The sequence below is a fragment of the Streptomyces sp. CNT372 genome, from assembly GCF_000377145.1.
This window is the reverse complement of the sequence record NZ_KB897776.1, coordinates 440,144-460,668: the sequence shown is the minus strand read 5'-3', so window position 1 is coordinate 460,668 and position 20,525 is coordinate 440,144. Positions and strand designations below refer to the sequence as shown.

The following is a 20,525-nucleotide window of genomic DNA, read 5'->3' as shown; positions in this document are numbered from 1 at the left end:
CCTGGGTTTGCCCGTTCCTTACGCGTTTTATGCTCGCGGGATGGAAGACGTTCTCGCATCGGTCGAAGCCAGGCTGCGCAGCGCGCTCGGCGAACCGGACGCCCGCGCCGCCGTGACCTTCCTCGGTGCGGACCGCATCGAGGTCCTGCGCTTTCGGGACACGGGCGGGCACGGCGGCGCGGGCGGGCACGGCGGCACGGGCGGGCACGGCGGCACGGGCGGGCACGGCGGCGCGGGCGGGGACGTGGTGCGCTACGTCACCCTCGGCATGTCGGCGTCGCCGATGACGGACCCGGCCGCCGCCTTCGCCGATCCGCGCAAGGGCCCCCGCGCCGAACTGGTCCTCTCCGTCCGGGCGGGTACCGCCGACACCGACAAGGTGCTGCGCCCGCTCGCCGTGCTCGCGGCCTCGCCCCAGGTGGAGGGGGTCGTGCTCGCTCCGGGCGCCTCCCTCGACGTGGGTGAACCCCTGTGGCCCGGCGCGCCGTTCGCCTCCGTCCTGGTCGCCGAGCCGGGCGGACTGGTGGCCGATCTGGAGCTGGACGAGCCCCTGGAGCCGGTGCGATTCCTGCCGTTGCTGCCGATGACCTCGAACGAGGCGGCGTGGAAGCGGGTCCACGGCGCGGCGGCACTCCAGGAGCGCTGGCTGACGCACGGCACGGACCTGCGCGATCCGCTGCGCCGGTGCGTGGCCCTGGACTGAGGACCGGCGCCCGGCCCGGGGCCGGCGCGGGACGCCGTGCACCCCGGGGCCGGCGCGGGAGCTGTGCGCCCCGGGGCGCTGTCAGCGCACCGGACGGGTGATCGTCCTTGACGCGGCGACGGGCGGAGAGGACCGTGGAACCTTATGAGGGGCGAACCCAGTTGCCCGAAGTGCGGTGGCCGGGTCAGGGCGCCCGGTCTCTTCGCCGACTCCTGGCAGTGCGATGTCCACGGCGCCGTGTATCCGATGCAGCCGGTGATCCCGCCCAGTGTCGAGGCCCTCGGGGTCGTCGTGCACCGCGCCCAGGTCCCCGTGTGGATGCCGTGGCCGCTGCCCGTCGGCTGGCTGTTCACCGGGGTCGCCTACGCGGGGGACGACCGCAGCGGCGGCCGGGCGACCGCGGTCGCCTGCTCCGGCCCCGGACCGCTCGGCGGCATCGGCGAGATGCTGCTGATCGCCGAGGAGCTGGGCGTGGGCCTCGGCGCCCGGTACGCGGGCATCGACGGCCCCGACCCCGGGCCGCACATCGCGGTCGACGGGCCGCCGCAGGCGAAGATCACGGCGGCCGGGCGGCCCTCGCCGCTCTGGCACGTCCCCGGCGTCCCCGACGACCGCGCGGTCTTCGCGGGGGAGGCGCGCGGGCTGTGGCTCTGGGCCGTCCTCTGGCCGGAGCAGGCCGGTCTGGTCCTCCACGACGAACTCGTCCTCACCGACCTGCGGGACGCCGGGGCCGAGGTCGAACTCCTGCCGTGCGGGGCGCTGTCGCCGCGACTGCTGTCCTGAGCGGCGCCGGGGACGGTCCGCCGCGCCCCGTCCGCGTAAGGGGCCTGCTGTGCAGTGTGGTCTTACCCTCACCCGGGCCCGGGCGTACGGACCGGGCTCGGGCGGCGGTTATCCTGAAGCGTCCCCCGCCCGCCCCCGAGCCCTGGAGCCAGCCGTCGTGCGCATCGACCTGCACACCCACTCCACGGCCTCGGACGGTACGGACACCCCCGCCTCACTGGTGCGTGCCGCGTCCGCCGCCGGGCTGGACGTCGTCGCCCTCACCGACCACGACACCACCCGCGGCCACGCCGAGGCCGCCGCGGCCCTCCCCGAGGGCCTGACCCTGGTCACCGGCGCCGAACTCTCCTGCCGCCTCGACGGGGTGGGCCTGCACATGCTGGCCTACCTCTTCGACGCCGAGGAGCCCGAGCTGCTGCGCGAGCGCGAACTCGTCCGCGACGACCGCGTACCGCGCGCCCGGGCCATGGTGGACAAGCTCCGCGAGCTGGGCGTTCCCGTCACCTGGGAGCAGGTCGACCGGATCGCCGGGGACGGCTCCGTCGGCCGCCCGCACATCGCCGAGGCGCTCGTCGCACTGGGCGTCGTCCCGTCCGTGTCGGACGCCTTCACGCCCGACTGGCTCGCCGACGGCGGGCGCGCCTACGTCGAGAAGCACGAACTCGACCCCTTCACCGCGCTCCGCCTGGTCAAGGCGGCCGGCGGGGTGACCGTCCTCGCCCACCCGGCGGCCGTCAAACGAGGCCGCACCGTCCCCGAGACCGCCCTCGCGGAGCTGGCGGCGGCCGGGCTCGACGGCGTCGAGGTGGACCACATGGACCACGACGAGGGCACCCGGGCCCGGTTGCGCGGTCTGGCCGGCGACCTGGGCCTCCTCGTCACCGGGTCCAGCGACTACCACGGCAGCCGCAAGACCTGCCGGCTCGGCGAGTACACCACCGACCCCGAGATCTACGGGGAGATCACCCGGCGCTCGACCGGCGCGTTCCCCGTGATGGGCACCGGCGGGTCCCCGGCCGTCTAGGCCGTCCAGGCCGTCCGGATCGCCCCGGATCCGCTGGGCCGTCCAGGCCGTCCAGGCCGTCCGGCTCGCCCCGGAACCGCCCGACCCGGCGTCCCGCCGGGAGTCCCGCCCTGCCCACTCCGCCCCGCCGTGCGCGTCCGTGCGCGCGGCGGTGCTCCGGTGGTGCGGGCGGCCCCGTGTCCTACCTCCCAGAAACCCTCTCCCCGCAAGGCCCTTCACTGTGTTCGACGCCGCCGTCTTCGGCTCCCTCTTCCTGACCCTCTTCGTCATCATGGACCCGCCCGGGATCACCCCGATCTTCCTGGCGCTGACCTCCGGGCGGGCCACCAAGGTCCAGCGCCGGATGGCCTGGCAGGCCGTGCTCGTCGCCTTCGGCGTGATCACGGTCTTCGGCATCCTCGGCCAGCAGATCCTGGACTACCTCCATGTCTCCGTGCCCGCCCTGATGATCGCGGGCGGACTCCTGCTGCTGCTGATCGCCCTCGACCTGCTCACCGGCAAGACGGACGAGCCCCAGCAGACCAAGGACGTCAACGTCGCCCTCGTCCCGCTGGGGATGCCGCTGCTGGCCGGACCGGGCGCGATCGTCTCGGTCATCCTGGCCGTACAGCACGCGGACGGCGCGGGCGAGCAGCTGTCGGTATGGGCCGCCATCGTGGCGATGCACGTGGTGCTGTGGCTGACGATGCGGTACTCGCTGGTCATCATCCGCGTCATCAAGGACGGCGGTGTGGTCCTCGTGACGCGGCTCGCGGGCATGATGCTCTCCGCGATCGCCGTACAGCAGATCATCAACGGCGTGACCCAGGTGATCCAGGGCTCCTGAACCGCCGGGCCGCCCGGCCCGACGCACCGCGCCCCCGTACCGGACTCCGGTACGGGGGCGCGGTGCGCGTGGTGGCGCGCACGGGGACGGGGCGGCGGGGGTTATGAAGCCGAGGTCTCGGCGGGCCGGATGAGGATGCGCTGGCCGATCGAGGCGGCCTGCTGCACGATCCGGTTGACGGAGGCGGCGTCCACGACGGTGGTGTCCACGGCGCTGCCGTCGACGTCGTCCAGTCGCATGATCTCGAAGCGCAACGGCTTCTCCCTTCGTCTGATCCTCCTGACGGAGAACTGCTGACGGACGGAAATTCTCCGTCCGGGTACACAGGTGCACAACGGGATGCACCTTACAAACATTCCCTACGCTAAGGAAAATTTTCGGATGGCTAACTATTGGCGACGTGCTACTGGCGAGTAGCGCCCCGTGCGCGGAGAATGAGGCGCGTATGAACGAGCCCGCCACCACCCCGCCCCCTGACGACGCCCCGGACCCCGGCACCGGCGCCGCCGCGTTCGCCGCCCGCCTGGAGCGCACCAATGAGCTCCTGCGGCGGATGCTCGCCGAGGTCGCGAAGACCCCGTCGACCCACGCCATCTTCGTCGACGCCGGTTACGTCTACGCTTCGGCCGGGTTGCTGGTCGCGGGCACCGAGGACCGGCGCGCCTTCGACCTGGACGCCGAAGGGCTGATCGACGCCTTCATCGACAAGGCCCGCTCGATCTTCGCCGACAGCCGGCTGCTCCGCGTCTACTGGTACGACGGCGCACGGCGCCGCATCCACACCCCCGAGCAGCAGGTGATCGCCGAACTGCCGGACGTCAAGGTGCGCCTGGGCAACCTCAACGCCGACAACCAGCAGAAGGGCGTCGACTCCCTGATCCGCAGCGACCTGGAGTCCCTCGCCCGCCACCGCGCCATCAGCGACGCGGCCCTGGTCGGCGGCGACGAGGACCTGGTCCCGGCGGTCGAGGCCGCGCAGGGCTACGGCGCGCGCGTCCACCTCTGGGGCATCGAGGGCGCCGACGGCCGCAACCAGGCCGAGCCGCTGCTCTGGGAGGTCGACAGCCGGCGCACCTTCGACCTGGACTTCTGCCGCCCCTATGTCACCCGCAAGCCGGTCACGACCTACGAGAACGAGGGCACCCCGCCGCCGTCCCGGGACGAGGTGCGCTTCGTCGGCGCGCAGATCGCCGCGAACTGGCTGGGGGAGCGGGGCCGGGCCGAGCTGGCGGGCCTGCTGCCCGGCCACCCCTTCCTGCCCGGCCCGGTCGACCAGGACCTGCTGATGGACGCGGAACGGCTGCTCCAGAGGTCCCTGCGCGGGCACGCGGTACTGCGGCGGGCGCTGCGGGACGGCTTCTGGCAGCACCTTCAGGCGCAGCTCTGACCCTCGCGGCCGTCCCGGTCCAGGTCCTGGTCTTCCCCGTCCCGGGCCCGGTCCTGGTCTTCCGGGTCCCGGTCCTCGGGGGCGGTCCTCAGTGGTTGCCGAAGAAACCGATCAGCGCCCGCGCCGTCTCGGCCGGCCGGTCCGTGTTGGGGGAGTGGTCCGCCCCCGCGATCACCGTCCGCGCCGCCCCGAGCCGTTCCGCCGTGGCGGTCAGCAGGGGGACCGGCCAGGTGTCGTCCCGTTCGCCGGAGAGGACGTGGAGGGGCAGGCCGAGCGCCCTGAGCTCATCGGTCCGGTCGGGCTCGACGGTCAACTGCCGCCCGGTGGCCAGGAGCTGGGCCGGGTTGTGGCGCAGCCACCGGGCCCGCAGATCGTCCCGGTCGCCGTTGGTGCCCGTCTCGGTGTCCTCCGGAGTGGGCGCCTCCAGAGCCTGGATCGCGGTCCAGACCTCGTCCATCGTCATCACGGCGAGCGCGTCGGCCAGCAGCTTCACCTTCTGCTGCTGCGGTTCGCTGACCGCGGCCGGGCCCGAGGACATCAGGGTGAGGGTCCGGAACGGGGACCGGTCGCGCAGCACCGCGGCCCGTGCGATCTGCCCGCCGAGCGAGTGCCCGACCAGGTGCAGCGGGGCGCCCCCGGTGGCGAGGGCAGCGGCCTGCGCGAGGACATCCGCGGCCAGCTCGCCCTGCGCGTACGCCGCCTCCTCGGCGGGCCCCTCGGTCTCGTACTGCCCGCGCCCGTCCACGGCAACCGCCCGGAAGCCGGCCGCGGCGAGCGGCTCCAGCAGGGCGATGAAGTCCTCCTTGCTGCCGGTGTAACCGGGCAGCAGCACCACGGTCGCCCGCGGCTCCCCGGCCGGGGGCCGGGCGTCAAGGACCGCGAACTCCCCGCGCGCGGTGACGAGACGAACGGAACGGGCGCAGGCGGGCGGCACGAAGGTGGGCGGACGGCTCATGAGCCAGAGGCTAACGCGAGCCCACCCGACCCGCGCCCCCGCCCGCGCGACCCGCGCCCCCGCCCGCGCGACCCGCGCCCCCGCCCGGGCGGGAGCGCGAGGAGCGGGCCGTCGGTGGGAGGTGGCGCGGGCACGCCGGGGACGGGACACGCCAGAGGCGGGGCCACGCCGGGACGGGCGGAGGGCGGAGGCGGTCCGGCCCCGGGGCTTCGGTGCCCGTGGCTCGCCCCCGCCGTCGGCGGGCACACGAGGAGCGGGCCCTCGCCAGGGGCGGGGGGCCTTGCCCCGGGGCTTCGGGGCCCGTGGCTCCCCCCCTGCCGCCAGGCGGGCCGACCGGCTCGGATGCGCGGGAAGGCCGGGGCGGGCGGGGGGTGAGTCCCCCGGCGGTGCCGCTCACGGTCCCGCCGCCCCGGCACGTACCCGGCGCGGGAACGCCGATCGGCCCGGACCCCAGTCGCAGGGGGCCGGGCCGATCCGGTGGGGCGCGGGGCGGTCAGCCCTCGGCCGGGGCCGGGGTCTCCGCCTTCTTGCGGGTGCGGCGGGGCTTCGGCTCCGCCGTCGCCTCGGTGGTGTCCGCCGGGGCCGCCGCGGTCTTGCGCGTGCGGCGGGGCTTCGCCTCGGGCTCGGCGCCCTCGGTCGTCGCGACGGCCTTGGCGGCACGGGTGCGGCGGGGCTTGGTCTCCGCCTCGGCCGCCGGTGCCGCCTCCGCGGTCTTGCGGGTGCGGGTCCGGCGCGGCTTGGTCTCCGCGACGGCCGTCGCGGCCGTGGCGACCGTCTGGAACTCCACGGTGTCACCGCCGTCCGCCGGCTTGGCGACCCGCGCGCGGGTGCGGCGCGGCTTGGTCTCCGGCGCGGCAGCGGCCGTCTCGGCGATCACCGTGGCGACCGTCTGGAACTGAGCCGACTGCGTCTCGGTCACCGGCCGCGCCGCACGGCTGCGGGTCCGGCGCGGCGTGGACTCGGGCGCGGCCGACTCCGCCGGCCCGGCGGCCTGCGGCGCCTGTGCCTGCGCCGACTCGGCGACGGGCGTGCTCACCGCGGCCTTACGGGTCCGGCGGCGGCGCGGCGCCGTCACGGTGGCCTCCGCGGCGGGCGCCTCCGCGGTGGCCTCCGCCGCGGGCGCGGCCACAGCGGCCTCCGCCACCACGGTCCCGGCGGCCTCCACGACCGCCGTGGCGGCCGCGGCCTCCCCGCCGCCGCGGGTCCGGCGGCGCCGGCGCGGCGTGCGCGGCTCCGCCGGCGCGTCGCCCGAGGACTGCTCGGGCACGGCCGGCGCGGCGGTCTCCGCCCCGGCGAGGTCCGAGCCGCCGCGGGTGCGCCGGCGCTGACGCGGCGTCCGCGTACGGGCCGGGCGCTCCTCGCGCGGGGCTCCGGCGGGAGCGGACCGACGGCCGCGGCCGCCCGTCTCGCCCAGGTCCTCGACCTCTTCCGCCGCCAGACCGGCGCGGGTGCGCTCCGAGCGGGGCAGCACACCCTTGGTGCCCTCGGGGATGCTCATCTCCGCGTACAGGTGCGCCGAGGTGGAGTACGTCTCGACCGGGTCGTTGAACGGCAGGTCCAGCGCCTTGTTGATGAGCTGCCAGCGCGGGATGTCGTCCCAGTCGACCAGGGTGATCGCGATGCCCTTGGCACCCGCGCGGCCGGTGCGGCCGATGCGGTGCAGATAGGTCTTCTCGTCCTCGGGCGACTGGTAGTTGATGACGTGCGTCACGCCCTCGACGTCGATACCGCGCGCGGCGACGTCGGTGCAGACGAGCACGTCCACCTTGCCGTTGCGGAAGGCGCGCAGGGCCTGCTCGCGCGCGCCCTGGCCCAGGTCGCCGTGGACCGCGCCGGAGGCGAAGCCGCGCCGGGCGAGCTGGTCCGCGATGTCGGCCGCGGTCCGCTTGGTCCGGCAGAAGATCATCGCCAGCCCGCGGCCCTCGGCCTGCAGGATGCGGGAGACCATCTCCGGCTTGTCCATCGAGTGCGCGCGGTAGACGTGCTGCGCGATGTTCGCGACGGTCGCGCCCTCGTCGTCCGGCGCGGTGGCGCGGATGTGCGTGGGCTGCGACATGTAGCGGCGGGCCAGGCCGATGACCGCGCCCGGCATGGTCGCCGAGAACAGCATGGTCTGCCGCTTGGCCGGCAGGAACTGGATGATCTTCTCGACGTCGGGCAGGAAGCCCAGGTCGAGCATCTCGTCGGCCTCGTCGAGGACGAGGGCGCGCACATGCGACAGGTCCAGCTTCTTCTGGCCCGCGAGGTCGAGCAGACGCCCGGGCGTGCCGACGATCACGTCGACGCCCTTCTTGAGCGCCTCGACCTGGGGCTCGTACGCCCGGCCGCCGTAGATCGCGAGAACGCGGACGTTGCGCACCTTGCCGGCGGTCAGGAGGTCGTTGGTGACCTGCGTGCACAGCTCACGGGTGGGGACGACGACCAGGGCCTGCGGGGCGTCGGTCAGCTGGTCGGGGCGGGCCCGGCCGGCCTCCACGTCCGCGGGGACGGTGACGCGCTCCAGCAGCGGCAGGCCGAAACCGAGCGTCTTGCCGGTGCCGGTCTTGGCCTGGCCGATGACGTCGGTGCCCGAGAGCGCGACGGGGAGGGTCAGCTCCTGGATGGGGAAGGGATGGACGATGCCGACGGCCTCGAGGGCCTCGGCCGTCTCGGGAAGGATTCCGAGATCACGGAAAGTCTTGGGCTGCTGCGTAGTCAGGGTGTTGCCTCTTCTGTGAGACGCGGCACGAGGCGAACGCTGGGGGTCGTACCGCACCCGGGTACTGGCCGGCCGGAAGGGCCGGAGGGTGCGGGACCACTGCCGTCGCTCGAGCGTCATACCGCTGAGGGGCCCCTCATCTGCGTCCGTGCGCACACAGTGCGCGCGATCCGCGTGGAGGGCGGGCGGGTCGGAGCCGATCGGGCCACCGACCGGGCATCCTCATTCATGAGACGGCCCACCGAGCAGATCTGTGATGCCGATGCTCAGCAGGCGCAATACCACTGTACCCCCAAATCGCGCATCTGTGTTGGGTGAAATCCCGTCGGATGTGCTCGGGGTGCGGTTGACCAGGCCCTTCCCCGTTATGGCGGGCGGGCTATTGTGCGCTGCATGGAGACGCCTGACAACGCCACTGAACACACCGGGATCGCCGCCCAGGACTGGGCCGCGGCCTCCGCCGAACCCCAGTACCGCGCCGCCGTGGTCGATCTTCTCGGCGCGCTCGCGTACGGCGAGCTGGCGGCCTTCGAGCGCCTCGCCGAGGACGCGAAGCTCGCGCCGACGCTGGCCGACAAGGCGGAGCTGGCGAAGATGGCGTCCGCCGAGTTCCACCACTTCGAGCAGCTGCGGGACCGGCTGACCACGATCGAGGCCGAGCCCACCGCGGCCATGGAGCCCTTCGCCCAGGCCCTGGACGACTTCCACCGCCTGACCGCGCCGTCGGACTGGCTGGAGGGCCTGGTCAAGGCGTACGTCGGCGACTCGATCGCCAGCGACTTCTACCGCGAGGTGGCGGAGCGGCTGGACAGCGACACCCGCGCCCTGGTCCTCGGTGTGCTGGACGACACCGGGCACGGGAACTTCGCGGTGGAGAAGGTCCGTGCGGCGATCGAGGCCGACCCCCGGGTCGGCGGCCGGCTCGCCCTGTGGGCGCGGCGGCTGATGGGCGAGGCGCTCTCCCAGGCCCAGCGGGTGGTGGCGGAGCGCGACGCGCTGTCGACGATGCTGGTCGGCGGGGTGGCCGACGGCTTCGACCTGGCGGCGGTCGGCGAGATGTTCTCCCGGATCACCAAGGCGCACACCAAGCGGATGGCGGCGCTCGGCCTGGCGGCCTGACGCCCCGGTATCCGGATACCTCCGGCCCGGGGCCCGGGGCCCGGGGCCCGGGGTATCCGTATCCGTCCGGCTACCCGGGCCCGGCACGTCCGGGACTCAGAATGCGGGACTCAGAAGGGGAAGGCGCGGCGCAGCCCCCGCGCCCGGGGCCCGGGGCGGATCAGCAGGGAGAGCAGCACCGCGCCGATCGCCGCCGAACCGATCAGGGTGGCCGCGGGATTGCCCGGGCCGAGCGCGACATGGGTCACATAGGCGCCGAAGACCGCGCCCAGGGTGCCCGTGGTGAAGACGGCCCGGCGCCCTGGAAGACGTTCGGAGAGGTGACGGGTCGCGGCCCAGGACAGGGCCAGTCCGACCAGGACGGAACCGAGCGCTTCCAGAATCACTGCTGATCACCTCACGCCGTGCGGGGCAGAGTCGGACGGTCACAGCCGGTACTACCCGGAGTGAACGGACCACAACCCTCCCCGAGTAGGCCGCAACATGCCTGATCAGCGCAATCCACCCGGGCTCCGGACGCAGCCGGCCGTGGCTCCGGGAACACGCGGGCGGGGCCCGGCGGACACTGTCCGCCGGGCCCCGCCCGTACATCCTCCGCGGGCACCTACAGGGCGCCGAACCCCACGCGCCGCGTCGCCGACTCGCCGATTTCCACGTAGGCGAGGCGGTCGGACGGCACCAGGACCTTGCGGCCCTTCTCGTCCGTCAGGCTGAGCAGCTGCGCCTTGCCGGCCAGCGCCTCGCTCACCGCGCGCTCGACCTCCTCGGCGGACTGCCCGCTCTCCAGAACGATCTCCCGGGGCGCGTGCTGCACGCCGATCTTGACCTCCACGGCTATGTCCCTCCGAACGGTCCGTGCGTTGCGCGATCAACCGCGCCGTACGCAGCACACATTAGCCCGGTCACGGGACGGCTCCGGCGTCCGCGCGGAACGCCAGGAGCGAACAGCGGCCCGGGGGCGGCCCCGGCCCGCCGGGCCGTCACCGCTCAGTGCTGCTCGGAGCCGTGCAGCGGGAAGCCCGCGATACCGCGCCAGGCGAGCGAGGTCAGCAGCTGCACGGCGGTGTCCCGGGGGACGGAGGAACCGCTGGAGAGCCAGTACCGGGCCACCACCTGGGAGACCCCGCCGAGGCCCACGGCCAGCAGCATGGACTCCTCCTTGGAGAGCGCGGTGTCCTCGGCGATCACGTCCGAGATGGCCTCCGCGCACTGGAGGGACACCCGGTCCACCCGCTCGCGCACCGCCGGCTCGTTGGTGAGGTCCGACTCGAAGACCAGGCGGAACGCGCCGCCCTCGTCCTCCACGTACGCGAAGTAGGCGTCCATCGTCGCGGCCACGCGCAGCTTGTTGTCCGTGGTCGACGCCAGGGCGGTGCGGACGGACTGGAGGAGGGCCTCGCAGTGCTGGTCCAGCAGCGCGAGGTAGAGCTCCAGCTTGCCGGGGAAGTGCTGGTAGAGCACCGGCTTGCTGACGCCGGCGCGCTCGGCGATGTCGTCCATGGCGGCCGAGTGGTAACCCTGGGCCACGAAGACCTCCTGGGCCGCGCCCAGGAGCTGGTTCCTGCGGGCTCGGCGTGGCAGGCGCGTGCCCCGCGGGCGCGCCGCCTCTGTCTGCTCGATGGCTGTCACGCCGCCTCCCATGTGGTGAACAAGCACAGTCGTTCCATAAGCGCTGTGCGCCGCGCCCGCCATCGTACTTTTCGGTAACGAGGCTGTGCGTGGTGCGGACGCAGAATTTCACGGACCGGACAGACGCGGAAGCGGGGTGCCCGCCCGCACCCGGCGGACATACCGGCGGTAAGCCCCTCAGGCCGCCGCGGCCGGGACCGCCGGCCGGCGGCGGGCCGTCACCGGTAGTCGTCCTCGTCGAGCGAGACGGTCCGTGCCTGTTCCGCGGCGTCCGCCTCGTTCGCGCCCTCCGGAGCGGCGCGCAGCGGCTGGTCGCGCTCGGGCCGGACCTCCGTGTGCTGCTCGGCGGCGTCCGCCTCGGGGACCTCCGGCCCGTCGGCGGCCGGCTCGTCCTCCTCCGTGAAGGTCTCCGGATCGCTCGGGTCGACTGTCATATCGCACCGCTTTCCCTGGAATGGGTGTTCGGGACCGGGTGCCCGGGACCGCGGGTGCCGAATCGTGCGGCCGGGAACAGGGTGTCCGCCTTCCGAGCCTAGGAGTTCGGCAGGCCGGACGCTATGCGTGCGGCTCCGTGCGCCGGCGGGCCCTGTGCGCGGGCGGTTCGGTGCGCCGGCGGGCCGGCTACGTGCGCCGGTGGCCCTGCGTGCGTGCGGCTCTGCCCGCCGGTGGCCCTGTGACGCCGAACACAGGGGGCCGGGCGTGATCGTCTCGTAACATTGCCCGCATGTCTTCGACCGAGCTGCCGGGCGCCCGGGCCGTGGGTGCCGCCGCGGCCCCCAGGGTCGCGGCGGTCCACGTCGCCGAGGGCGAGGAGTTGCGCTCCGCCGTCCTGCCCGGACTGACGCTGACCGTCCGCTCCCGGCCTCCCACCCGGGCGGGGCTGCCGCCCGCGCTGTACGTCCACGGACTCGGCGGCTCCTCCCTGAACTGGTCGGCGCTGATGCCGCTGCTGGCGGACGTCGTCGACGGCGAGGCGATCGACCTGCCCGGATTCGGCGACTCGCCGCCGCCGCAGGACAACGACTACTCGGTGCGGGGCCACGCCCGGGCCGTCGTCCGGCATCTCGAAGCGGCCGGCCGCGGGCCGGTGCACCTCCTGGCGAACTCGCTGGGCGGCGCGGTCTGCACCCGGGTCGCGGCCACCCGTCCCGACCTCGTGCGGACCCTGACCCTGATCTCGCCCGCCCTGCCCGAGCTGCGGGTCCAGCGCTCCGCGGTGCCCACCGCTCTGCTCGCGCTGCCCGGGGTCGCCGCGCTGTTCGCCCGCACGACCCGGGGCTGGAGCGCGGAACAGCGCACGCGAGGAGTACTCGCCCTGTGCTACGGAGACCCCGCACGGGTGACGGACGAGGGACTGCGCAACGCCGTCGAGGAGATGGAGCGGCGGATGCGCCTCCCCTACTTCTGGGAGGCGATGACCAGGTCCGCCCGGGGGATCGTGGACGCCTACACCCTCGGCGGGCAGCACAGCCTGTGGCGCCAGGCGGAGCGGGTGCTCGCACCGACTCTGCTCGTCTACGGGCGCCGGGACCGCCTTGTCTCGTACCGTATGGCGCGCAAGGCGACGGCGGCCTTCCGGGACTCCCGGCTGCTGACGCTCCCGGAGGCCGGGCACGTTGCGATGATGGAATACCCGGAGACGGTCGCCCAGGCGTTCCGGGAACTGCTCGACGACTGCGGTGGGAGCTGACCGGCGCGTGGGACGACACAGCCGCAAGGGCCCGGCGCCCAAGCCGGCCGCGACCGGGGGCGGGCCCGGCGCGGCGACCGGTGCGCCGGAGGCCGCCGCTGCCGCGTCGGGCGGCGGGCGGCGCCGCCGGGGATCCGCGTCCGCCGGGTACGCCGGTCCGGACGCGCATGCCCCGGCCGGGGACGCTCCGGCCGGGGGCGCGCCGTATCCGGCCGCCCGGGGCGGGCACCCGGAACACCGCGAGGCCGGTGGCGGCTGGGGCGAGCGGTACACCGGCGGCGGGTCCCCGGACGCCGGGCACGCCGGTGCCGGATATCCCGGCAGCGGGGCGCAGGCGCGGGTCGCGCCGGGCCGGGCGGCGCCGGGGGCGCCCCGGGTGCCGGGGCCGCGCCGGGAGTTCCTGGAAGCCTTCGACGGACCGGCGGCCCCCGACCGGCCGGCGGGGACGGCGGGCTTCGACGACTCCGACGACTCCGACGACTTCGACGCGTTCGGAGGCGGCCGGCCCGGCCCGGCCCGGCACGGGGCGGACGCGCCGCCCGGCCGTGCGTCCTCCGGCGGGGACGGGCCGGACGACGGCGGTGCCGCGGATGACGAGGAACGGAGCACGCGGGGCGGCAAGGGGCGGACCTTCACCGGGGTCGCGGCCGCCGCCGTGACGACCGTCCTCGCCGTGGTGGTCGCCGGACAGGTGGCCGACGGCGGCGGGGAGAGCGTGGGCGCGCAGTCGGCGGGCCAGGAGCGAGGCCCCCTCCAGGAACGGCCGGACCGCTCCGAGGGCCGCCCGACCCCGCCGCGGGACGCGGTCGCCGAGCCCGCCCCCGCCGCGCCGGTCCCCACCTACCGCCAGCTGCTGGCCACGCAGTTCCCCCTCGACCCGAAGCTCGAGGGACCGGGGACCTTCGAGGCGGTCAAGGGCTTCGACAAGGCCCCGGGCAAGGGGCGGAAGGTGCGCTACCGGATCGACGTCGAGAAGGGCCTCGGCCTGGACGCCGGACTCTTCGCCCGGGCCGTGCAGGAGACCCTCAACGACGACCGGAGCTGGGCGCACAACGGGGCGATGACCTTCGAGCGGATCTCCTCCGGCGAGCCCGAGTTCGTGATCACCCTCGCCAGCCCGGGGACCACCGGGGTGTGGTGCGCCAAGTCCGGTCTCGACACGACCGTGGACAACGTCTCCTGCGACTCGGCCTCCACCGAGCGCGTGATGATCAACGCGTTCCGGTGGGCGCGGGGTGCCGACACCTTCGGGCCGGGTGCGATGACCGCCTACCGGCAGATGCTCATCAACCACGAGGTCGGGCACCGGCTCGGGTACAACCACGTCAACTGCAGCACCCCCGGGGCCCTCGCGCCGGTCATGCAGCAGCAGACCAAGTCCCTCGACATCGGCGGGATCAGCTGCCGGCCCAACCCCTGGGTGCACCCCGGGGAGTAACGCCTCCCCGGCGGCGGTGGGCGCCGCCGGAACGGTTCCGCCATGTGGACACCCGTATGACTCCGTGTGACGGATCGGCACCCTAGCGCGACGGAACGCGTCGCGGGCGTGAAAGTTACGTGCATTCACCCCTTCCGGTGGCGCGACGGACAACCGTCCGTCGCGCCACCGTCGCCTCCGCATAACGTCGTCCCGCTGTCAGCCGCCGGGATCCAACGGCGGCCGCCCACAAGGGAGATCGGGGGTGCACTCGTGCGGATCGGACTGGTCACGGAAGGTGGCTACCCGTATGCGACGGGTGAGTCCAGGCTCTGGTGCGACCGGCTGGTGCGCGGGCTCGAACAGCACGAGTTCGACGTCTACGCGACGAGCCGCAGTGCCGGACAGGAGGAGCGCGGTGTGCCGCCGCTGCCCCCCAACGCACGACTGGTGCGCACCGCCGCCCTGTGGGCGCCCGCGGACGACGGCGTCAGCCACGGACGGCGGGTGCGGCGGCGGTTCGCCGAGGGCTTCGGCGCCCTGGTGACCGCGGTGGCCACCGGCGGGGGCGGCTTCGCGGACGCGCTCCACGCCCTCGCCGGACTCGCCCGCGAGCACGGTGGGCTCCCGGCCGCCCTCCGCTCCGAAGTGGCCCTGCGCGCCCTGGAGTCCGCCTGTCGTGCGCCCGGCGCGCACCGGGTTCTGCGGGCGGTGACGGTCGCCGATCTGCTGGACGCGGCCGACGGTCTGGAACGCGCCCTGCGCCCCCTCTCCTTCGACTGGTACGAGGACGACACCCTGGCCGCCGCCGATCTGTGCCATGCCGCGTCCGGTGGTACGGGGGCGCTGCCCGGCCTTCTGGCCAAACGCTTCTGCGGACTTCCGCTGCTGGTCACCGAGTACGGCGTGCAGCTGCGGACGCGGTACCTCGCCGGGCGCGAGGCGGGGGCGAGCGCTCCCGTGCGCGCCCTCCTGGCCGGCTTCCACGGGCAGCTCGCGCGGGAGGTGTACGCGCAGGCCGCGCTCATCACCCCGGGCAACACGCATGCGCGGCGCTGGCAGGAGCGGTGCGGCGCCGACCGGGCCAGGATCCGCACGGTCCACCCGGGGATGGCGGCCGAGCGGTTCGCCGCGGTGGGGGAGGGCGCGGACGGGGGGGACGGGCACACCCTGGTGTGGGTCGGCGCCTTCGAGCCCGCCAAGGACCTGATCGCCCTGCTGCACGCCTTCGCCGAGATCCGCAAGGAGGAGCCGGAGGCCCGGCTGCGGCTCTTCGGTACACCGCCGGCCGGCGGCTGCCGGGGCGACGCGGGCTATCTGGCGCACTGCCGGGGGCTCGCCGCGCAGCTCTTCCCGGACGAGGCGGCCGGGGCGCACGCGATGGGAGACAACCCGGTCTCCTTCGAGGAGATCGGCTCCCCGGAAGCGCCGCACGCGGTCGACGCGTACGCAGCCGGGGACGTCGTCGTCCTCTCCAGCGTGGTCGAGGGCTTCCCGGTCAGCCTGGTGGAGGCCATGTTCTGCGGGCGGGCGACGGTCTCGACGGACGCGGGGGCGGTCGTGGAGGTCATCGGCGGCACGGGGCTCGTGGTCCCGCCGCGCAACCCGCGGGCGCTCGCCGACGCGTGCCTGGCGCTGCTGCGTGACCCGGAGCGCAGGTCGCGGCTGGGGGCGGCGGCGCGGGCGCGGGCGCTGGAACTCTTCACCGTCGAACAGAACCTGACGGCATTTCGGGGCGCTTATCTCGAGCTGATCTCCCGCTCCCCGGTCCGGCGGGCGGCCGAGGCCGTCGACGCGGACGGCGAGCCGGTGCCCTTCGCGCACCCCGCCGAGACCCATGTCCCCGGCCGCCTCACGGGCGCGGCCCACACCCCGGGCTGGGCGACGGCGGGCACGGTTGAGGAGACCCGGTCATGAACGCCGCACACACCGCGAGGGAGGCGGCACTCGCCGCGGCGGAGGCCGCGGCCGACGACGACCCTCGCCCGGCGCCCGCGCCGGGCGACACCCTCCCCGAGGCGGGCCCCGAGGCCGCCCAGGACGCCGGCCGTGACGGGCCGAGCCCGGCGCCCGCGCCGCGCAAGGGTGCCCGCCGTGGGGGCGGGGACCCCGTCAAAGGGTTGCTGCACCGGCATCGCGGGCTGTGCGAAGGGGCCGTCGATCCGCTGGAGATCGCCGCCGGGCTGGAGGCCCACGGGGTCACGGACCGGACCGCGGCGCGGTTCCGGCACCGGGATGTGTTCTCGCTCGCGGAGGAGATGTTCGCGCGGGCGGGGGATGTGGAGCCCGAGGCGCGGGCGCGGGCGGCGGAGCCCACCCGCGTGTCGGCGCGGACCTGGGTGCTCTGTGCCGCGCCCGGGATCGTGTGCGGACTCGCCGTCGCCGGCATCGCGTTCACCCGCGACGGCGCGCGGCTCGGGGTCGCCGCCGTGGGCGTCCTCGCGACCGCCGTCGCGCTGGTGCTCGCCCTGCGCGCCGGTCCGCTGCGCACCCGCACGCGGCGGACCGCGCCCGCCGCGGGGCTGTGGGTGCTGTGGCTGATCGCGTACACCGTCTGCGGCCAGGGCCTGGTCGCAGAGATCGCCGGCGGCCGCCCCGACGGGCCCCCGACCGCCGACCCGCTGCCGCTCGTACCGCTCGCCCTCGCCCTCGTGCCCGCCGCCTGGTGCGCCCAGCTCTTCGCCGTACGGGCGCGGCGCCGCGCGGAGACCGCCCGGGGGCTGGCGGATTTCGCCGCCGGGACGCGGCCCCTGCTGTTCGCCGTCGTGCTGCTGCACACCGCCGCCCTCGGCGTGCTCGCCGCCGTCACCGGGCTGCTCGCACCCGGCACCAGCGGACTCGGCGCCGCCGCCGCGCTCGGCGCGCTGCTGTTCCTGGCCCGGCTGCTCGTCGTGCACGGCTTCCCCGAATCCGCCTCCGCCGCCCTCGCCGCCGCCTGCGCGGTCGAGGCGGCCGTACCCGCCCTGCTGTTGTCCGGCCGGCTGCCCGGCCTGGATCCCGTGGCCCGGCCCCTGGAGCACCTCGTCGTGAGCTGGGGCCCCGCCGTGGTGCCCGTGGCGGCCTGCACGGCCGCCGCCCTGGCACTCCTCGTCCACGCCTCCACCGTCCTGGTCCGCGCCTCGGCGCACACCCGCTGACCCGCCGGCTCCCTCTTCGCGGCCCCCATGCCGCGAACAGGCCCGGCCGCACGGCACCGACAGCGAGAACCCCGAAGGAGAAACCGCATGACCCCGCTCCACCCGGTGACGTCCCGCAACCTCCAGGAGGTCGCGCGATGAGGGTGCTACTGCTCGGTGCCAACGGCTTCATCGGCCGCTTCGTGACCGACCGGCTCCTCGCCGACCCGGCCGTCCACCTCACCGCACTCGGCCGCGGCGACGACGCCGACGTCCGCTTCGACCTCGCGGGCGGCAGCCCCGGCGCGCTGACCCGCTTCCTCGGTGCCGTCCACCCCGGTGTCGTCATCAACTGCGCGGGCGCGACCCGCGGCGGTGCCCGTGAACTGACCCGGCACAACACCGTCGCCGTCGCCACCGTCTGCGAGGCGCTGCGCCGCAGCGGCTGCGGGGCACGGCTCGTCCAGATCGGCTGCGCCTCCGAGTACGGGCCCTCCCAGCAGGGCTCGTCCACCGCCGAGGACGCGGTGCCCCGCCCCGGCGGCCCCTACGGCGTCAGCAAGCTCGCCGCCACCGAACTCGTCCTCGGCTCGGGGCTGGACGCGGTGGTGCTGCGGGTCTTCTCGCCCGTCGGCCCCGGCACCCCGGCCGGCTCCCCGCTCGGCCGGCTCGCCGAGGCGATGCGCCGCGCCATGCAGCAGGGAGACGGCGAACTGAAGCTCAGCGGCCTCGGCGTGCAGCGCGACTTCGTCGACGTCCGCGACGTCGCCCGCGCCGTGCACGCCGCCTCCCTCTCCGCCGCGCAGGGCGTCGTCAACATCGGCACCGGCCGGGCCGTCAAGCTCCGTGACGCGGCCGCCGTCCTCGCCCGGGTCGCCGGATACGCGGGCGCCCTGCACGAACTGGACGCGCCGCCCGGCCGCCACCTCATCGGCGCGCCCCGCTCCGAGTCCGTGACCGAGCACCTGGCCGCCGGTCCGTCCCCCTATCCGGACGGCTGCGGCGCCTGGCAACAGGCCGATGTGCGCACCGCCCGCGACCGCCTCGGCTGGCGCCCCCGGATCAACCTGGAGGAGTCGCTCGCCGACATCTGGATGGAGGCGGCATGCCGCATCTGACCACCACCGGGACGCAGCTCCCCGCGACCGGGGCGGAAGGGCTGGGCTTCGGCGTCCCCGGCTACGCGCACCCGCTGCTGGCCCCCGTCGAGTGGGCCGAGCTCACCCGCCCCGGCACCCCGTTGCACTGGGTCGTCCTCAATGTCGCGGGCGGGCACGGCAGGCTCGCGGGCGGGCCCGGCCGACTGCCCGACCCGCACTGTCTGGAGGCCGCCGGACGCCTGCGGAACGCTGGCGTCCGGGTCCTCGGGCATCTCGACCTGGCCCACGGCGGGCGCCCGTTCGGCGATCTCCTCGGCGACGCCCAGCGCTTCGCCGACTGGTACAAGGTCGACGGCTTCCTGCTGGACCGCGCCCCCGTGGACCGCGCCGACCTGCCCCAGGTGCGCCGCACCACCGCCACCCTGGACGCCCTGCTGGACGGCGGGCACCTGGTCCTCGGCCACGGCACCCACCCCTACCCCGGCTACGCGGAGGCCGCGGACCAGCTCGTCACCTTCTCCGGTCCCTGGGCCGAGTACCGCTGGTCCCAGGTGGCGGAGTGGACGGCGGACCACCCGCCCCAGCGGTTCGCCCACTTCGTGCACGGGGTCCCGCGCACACACCTGGAGGAGGCGACCCGGATCGCCCGCTGGCAGGGGGCCGGGACGATCTTCTTCACCGACCGCGGACCCGCCCCGCAAGGAAAAGGGCAGCTCAGCCCCTTCGAGGCGCTGCCCGGCTACTGGGACGAAATCGTCTCGCGGATCGGACCGGGTGTCTCGGAATGAGAAGGGGCGTGGCAGTGTTACGGGGAGAGCAACCGTACTCACCCACCAGCCTGTATTGATGAGGTCTCCGTGTCGCTGCCACCCCTGGTCGAGCCGGCCGCCGAGCTCACCGTAGACGAGGTCCGCAGGTACTCCCGTCATCTGATCATCCCGGACGTGGGGATGGACGGGCAGAAGCGCCTCAAGAACGCCAAGGTGCTGGCCGTGGGCGCCGGCGGCCTCGGGTCTCCCGCCCTGATGTACCTGGCCGCGGCCGGTGTCGGCACCCTCGGCATCGTGGAGTTCGACGAGGTCGACGAGTCGAACCTGCAGCGCCAGATCATCCACAGCCAGGCGGACATCGGCCGCTCCAAGGCCGAGTCCGCCCGGGACACGGTCAAGGGGATCAACCCCTATGTGAACGTGGTCCTTCACGAGGAACGGCTCGAGGCCGAGAACGTGATGGACATCTTCAGCCAGTACGACCTGATCGTCGACGGCACGGACAACTTCGCCACCCGCTACCTGGTGAACGACGCCTGCGTGCTGCTGGGCAAGCCGTACGTGTGGGGCTCGATCTACCGCTTCGACGGGCAGGCGTCCGTCTTCTGGTCCGAGCACGGCCCCTGCTACCGCTGCCTCTACCCGGAGCCCCCGCCGCCGGGCATGGTCCCCTCCTGCGCCGAGGGCGGCGTGCTGGGCGTGCTCTGCGCGTCCATCGGGTCGATCCAGGTCAACGAGGCCATCAAGTTGCTCGCCGGCATCGGTGAGCCGCTGGTCGGACGGCTGATGATCTACGACGCCCTGGAGATGCAGTACCGCCAGGTCAAGGTCCGCAAGGACCCCGGCTGCGCGGTCTGCGGCGAGAACCCGACGGTCACCGAACTCATCGACTACGAGGCCTTCTGCGGCGTCGTCTCCGAGGAGGCACAGGAGGCGGCGGCCGGCTCCACGATCACCCCCAAGCAGCTCAAGGAGTGGATCGACGACGGGGAGAGCATCGACATCATCGATGTCCGCGAGGTCAACGAGTACGAGATCGTCTCGATCCCGGGCGCGCGGCTGATCCCGAAGAACGAGTTCCTGATGGGCACCGCCCTCCAGGACCTGCCGCAGGACAAGAAGATCGTCCTGCACTGCAAGACGGGTGTCCGCAGTGCGGAAGTCCTCGCGGTCCTGAAGTCCGCGGGCTTCGCGGACGCGGTGCACGTCGGCGGCGGGGTCATCGGCTGGGTGAACCAGATCGAGCCGGAGAAGCCGGTCTACTGACCTCCACCGATCCGGGCGGCGGTCGCCGGGCCGCCGTTCCCC

The 20,525-nt window shown here is 74.5% G+C and carries 20 protein-coding genes; 13 read left to right on the top strand and 7 right to left on the bottom strand.

The features are described 5' to 3' along the window. Window positions 1-40 precede the first annotated feature (40 nt). The 4 genes from C593_RS0101935 to C593_RS0101920 all read left to right on the top strand — a co-directional run bounded on the left by C593_RS0101935 (window position 41) and on the right by C593_RS0101920 (window position 3,336). A complete protein-coding gene (locus C593_RS0101935; protein ID WP_018845623.1) occupies window positions 41-703 on the top strand; it encodes a suppressor of fused domain protein in 663 nt (220 codons plus the stop codon). A gap of 144 nt (window positions 704-847) precedes the next feature. Continuing rightward, the gene (locus tag C593_RS0101930; RefSeq protein ID WP_018845622.1) at window positions 848-1,486 is read left to right on the top strand and encodes a DUF6758 family protein; all 639 of its coding nucleotides are present in this window, start codon (window positions 848-850) and stop codon (window positions 1,484-1,486) included. A gap of 157 nt (window positions 1,487-1,643) precedes the next feature. Beyond that, window positions 1,644-2,510: a PHP domain-containing protein gene (locus C593_RS0101925; protein WP_018845621.1), complete on the top strand. Its 867-nt coding sequence runs from the start codon at window positions 1,644-1,646 to the stop codon at window positions 2,508-2,510. Window positions 2,511-2,730: 220 nt separating this feature from the next. Next, on the top strand, window positions 2,731-3,336 hold the full coding sequence (locus C593_RS0101920; RefSeq protein ID WP_018845620.1) for a MarC family protein: 606 nt from the start codon (window positions 2,731-2,733) through the stop codon (window positions 3,334-3,336). Between the two features lie 101 nt (window positions 3,337-3,437). On the opposite strand, the gene C593_RS33215 is transcribed toward C593_RS0101920, so the two are convergent. Beyond that, entirely contained in the window at window positions 3,438-3,590 is a 153-nt protein-coding gene (locus C593_RS33215) for a hypothetical protein (protein ID WP_018845619.1), read from the bottom strand. A gap of 191 nt (window positions 3,591-3,781) precedes the next feature. Here C593_RS33215 and C593_RS0101910 point away from each other — a divergent pair, with 191 nt between their 5' ends. Next, window positions 3,782-4,723 carry an NYN domain-containing protein gene (locus tag C593_RS0101910; RefSeq protein ID WP_018845618.1) on the top strand — a complete coding sequence of 314 codons (942 nt, stop codon included), beginning with the start codon at window positions 3,782-3,784 and terminating at the stop codon, window positions 4,721-4,723. 88 nt (window positions 4,724-4,811) lie between these two features. On the opposite strand, the gene C593_RS0101905 is transcribed toward C593_RS0101910, so the two are convergent. Next, window positions 4,812-5,678: an alpha/beta fold hydrolase gene (locus C593_RS0101905; protein ID WP_018845617.1), complete on the bottom strand. Its 867-nt coding sequence runs from the start codon at window positions 5,676-5,678 to the stop codon at window positions 4,812-4,814. Between the two features lie 493 nt (window positions 5,679-6,171). Continuing rightward, a complete protein-coding gene (locus C593_RS0101900; protein WP_018845616.1) occupies window positions 6,172-8,496 on the bottom strand; it encodes a DEAD/DEAH box helicase in 2,325 nt (774 codons plus the stop codon). A gap of 273 nt (window positions 8,497-8,769) precedes the next feature. On the opposite strand from C593_RS0101900, the gene C593_RS0101895 reads away from it, so the two are divergent. Further along, window positions 8,770-9,495, top strand: coding sequence for a ferritin-like fold-containing protein (locus tag C593_RS0101895; RefSeq protein WP_018845615.1), 726 nt, complete (start codon window positions 8,770-8,772; stop codon window positions 9,493-9,495). A 110-nt stretch (window positions 9,496-9,605) separates the two neighbouring features. On the opposite strand, the gene C593_RS0101890 is transcribed toward C593_RS0101895, so the two are convergent. From C593_RS0101890 to C593_RS0101875, 4 genes are all read right to left on the bottom strand, one after another. Next, a complete protein-coding gene (locus C593_RS0101890; protein ID WP_018845614.1) occupies window positions 9,606-9,881 on the bottom strand; it encodes a hypothetical protein in 276 nt (91 codons plus the stop codon). 218 nt (window positions 9,882-10,099) lie between these two features. Continuing rightward, entirely contained in the window at window positions 10,100-10,327 is a 228-nt protein-coding gene (locus tag C593_RS0101885; RefSeq protein WP_018845613.1) for a DUF3107 domain-containing protein, read from the bottom strand. A gap of 155 nt (window positions 10,328-10,482) precedes the next feature. Then, on the bottom strand, window positions 10,483-11,124 hold the full coding sequence (locus tag C593_RS0101880; protein WP_026277264.1) for a TetR/AcrR family transcriptional regulator: 642 nt from the start codon (window positions 11,122-11,124) through the stop codon (window positions 10,483-10,485). Between the two features lie 218 nt (window positions 11,125-11,342). After that, the gene (locus C593_RS0101875) at window positions 11,343-11,558 is read right to left on the bottom strand and encodes a hypothetical protein (RefSeq protein ID WP_018845611.1); all 216 of its coding nucleotides are present in this window, start codon (window positions 11,556-11,558) and stop codon (window positions 11,343-11,345) included. Window positions 11,559-11,848: 290 nt separating this feature from the next. Between C593_RS0101875 and C593_RS0101870 the strand changes: the two genes are divergently transcribed. The 7 genes from C593_RS0101870 to moeZ all read left to right on the top strand — a co-directional run bounded on the left by C593_RS0101870 (window position 11,849) and on the right by moeZ (window position 20,483). Further along, window positions 11,849-12,814, top strand: a complete 966-nt coding sequence (locus tag C593_RS0101870; protein ID WP_018845610.1) for an alpha/beta hydrolase — start codon at window positions 11,849-11,851, stop codon at window positions 12,812-12,814. A 7-nt stretch (window positions 12,815-12,821) separates the two neighbouring features. Further along, window positions 12,822-14,252, top strand: coding sequence for a DUF3152 domain-containing protein (locus tag C593_RS0101865; protein ID WP_018845609.1), 1,431 nt, complete (start codon window positions 12,822-12,824; stop codon window positions 14,250-14,252). Between the two features lie 252 nt (window positions 14,253-14,504). Next, window positions 14,505-16,148 carry a DUF3492 domain-containing protein gene (locus C593_RS0101860; protein ID WP_018845608.1) on the top strand — a complete coding sequence of 548 codons (1,644 nt, stop codon included), beginning with the start codon at window positions 14,505-14,507 and terminating at the stop codon, window positions 16,146-16,148. Further along, entirely contained in the window at window positions 16,145-17,368 is a 1,224-nt protein-coding gene (locus C593_RS0101855) for a hypothetical protein (RefSeq protein ID WP_018845607.1), read from the top strand. Before C593_RS0101860 ends, C593_RS0101855 begins: the two co-directional genes overlap by 4 nt. Window positions 17,369-17,505: 137 nt before the next feature. Beyond that, window positions 17,506-18,465: an NAD-dependent epimerase/dehydratase family protein gene (locus tag C593_RS0101850; RefSeq protein ID WP_018845606.1), complete on the top strand. Its 960-nt coding sequence runs from the start codon at window positions 17,506-17,508 to the stop codon at window positions 18,463-18,465. After that, complete coding sequence (locus C593_RS0101845; RefSeq protein ID WP_018845605.1) at window positions 18,453-19,235, top strand: spherulation-specific family 4 protein; 783 nt, start codon at window positions 18,453-18,455, stop codon at window positions 19,233-19,235. The genes C593_RS0101850 and C593_RS0101845 overlap by 13 nt, the downstream gene beginning before the upstream one ends. A gap of 69 nt (window positions 19,236-19,304) precedes the next feature. Next, window positions 19,305-20,483, top strand: coding sequence for an adenylyltransferase/sulfurtransferase MoeZ (moeZ, locus tag C593_RS0101840; RefSeq protein ID WP_018845604.1), 1,179 nt, complete (start codon window positions 19,305-19,307; stop codon window positions 20,481-20,483). Window positions 20,484-20,525: the final 42 nt, after the last annotated feature.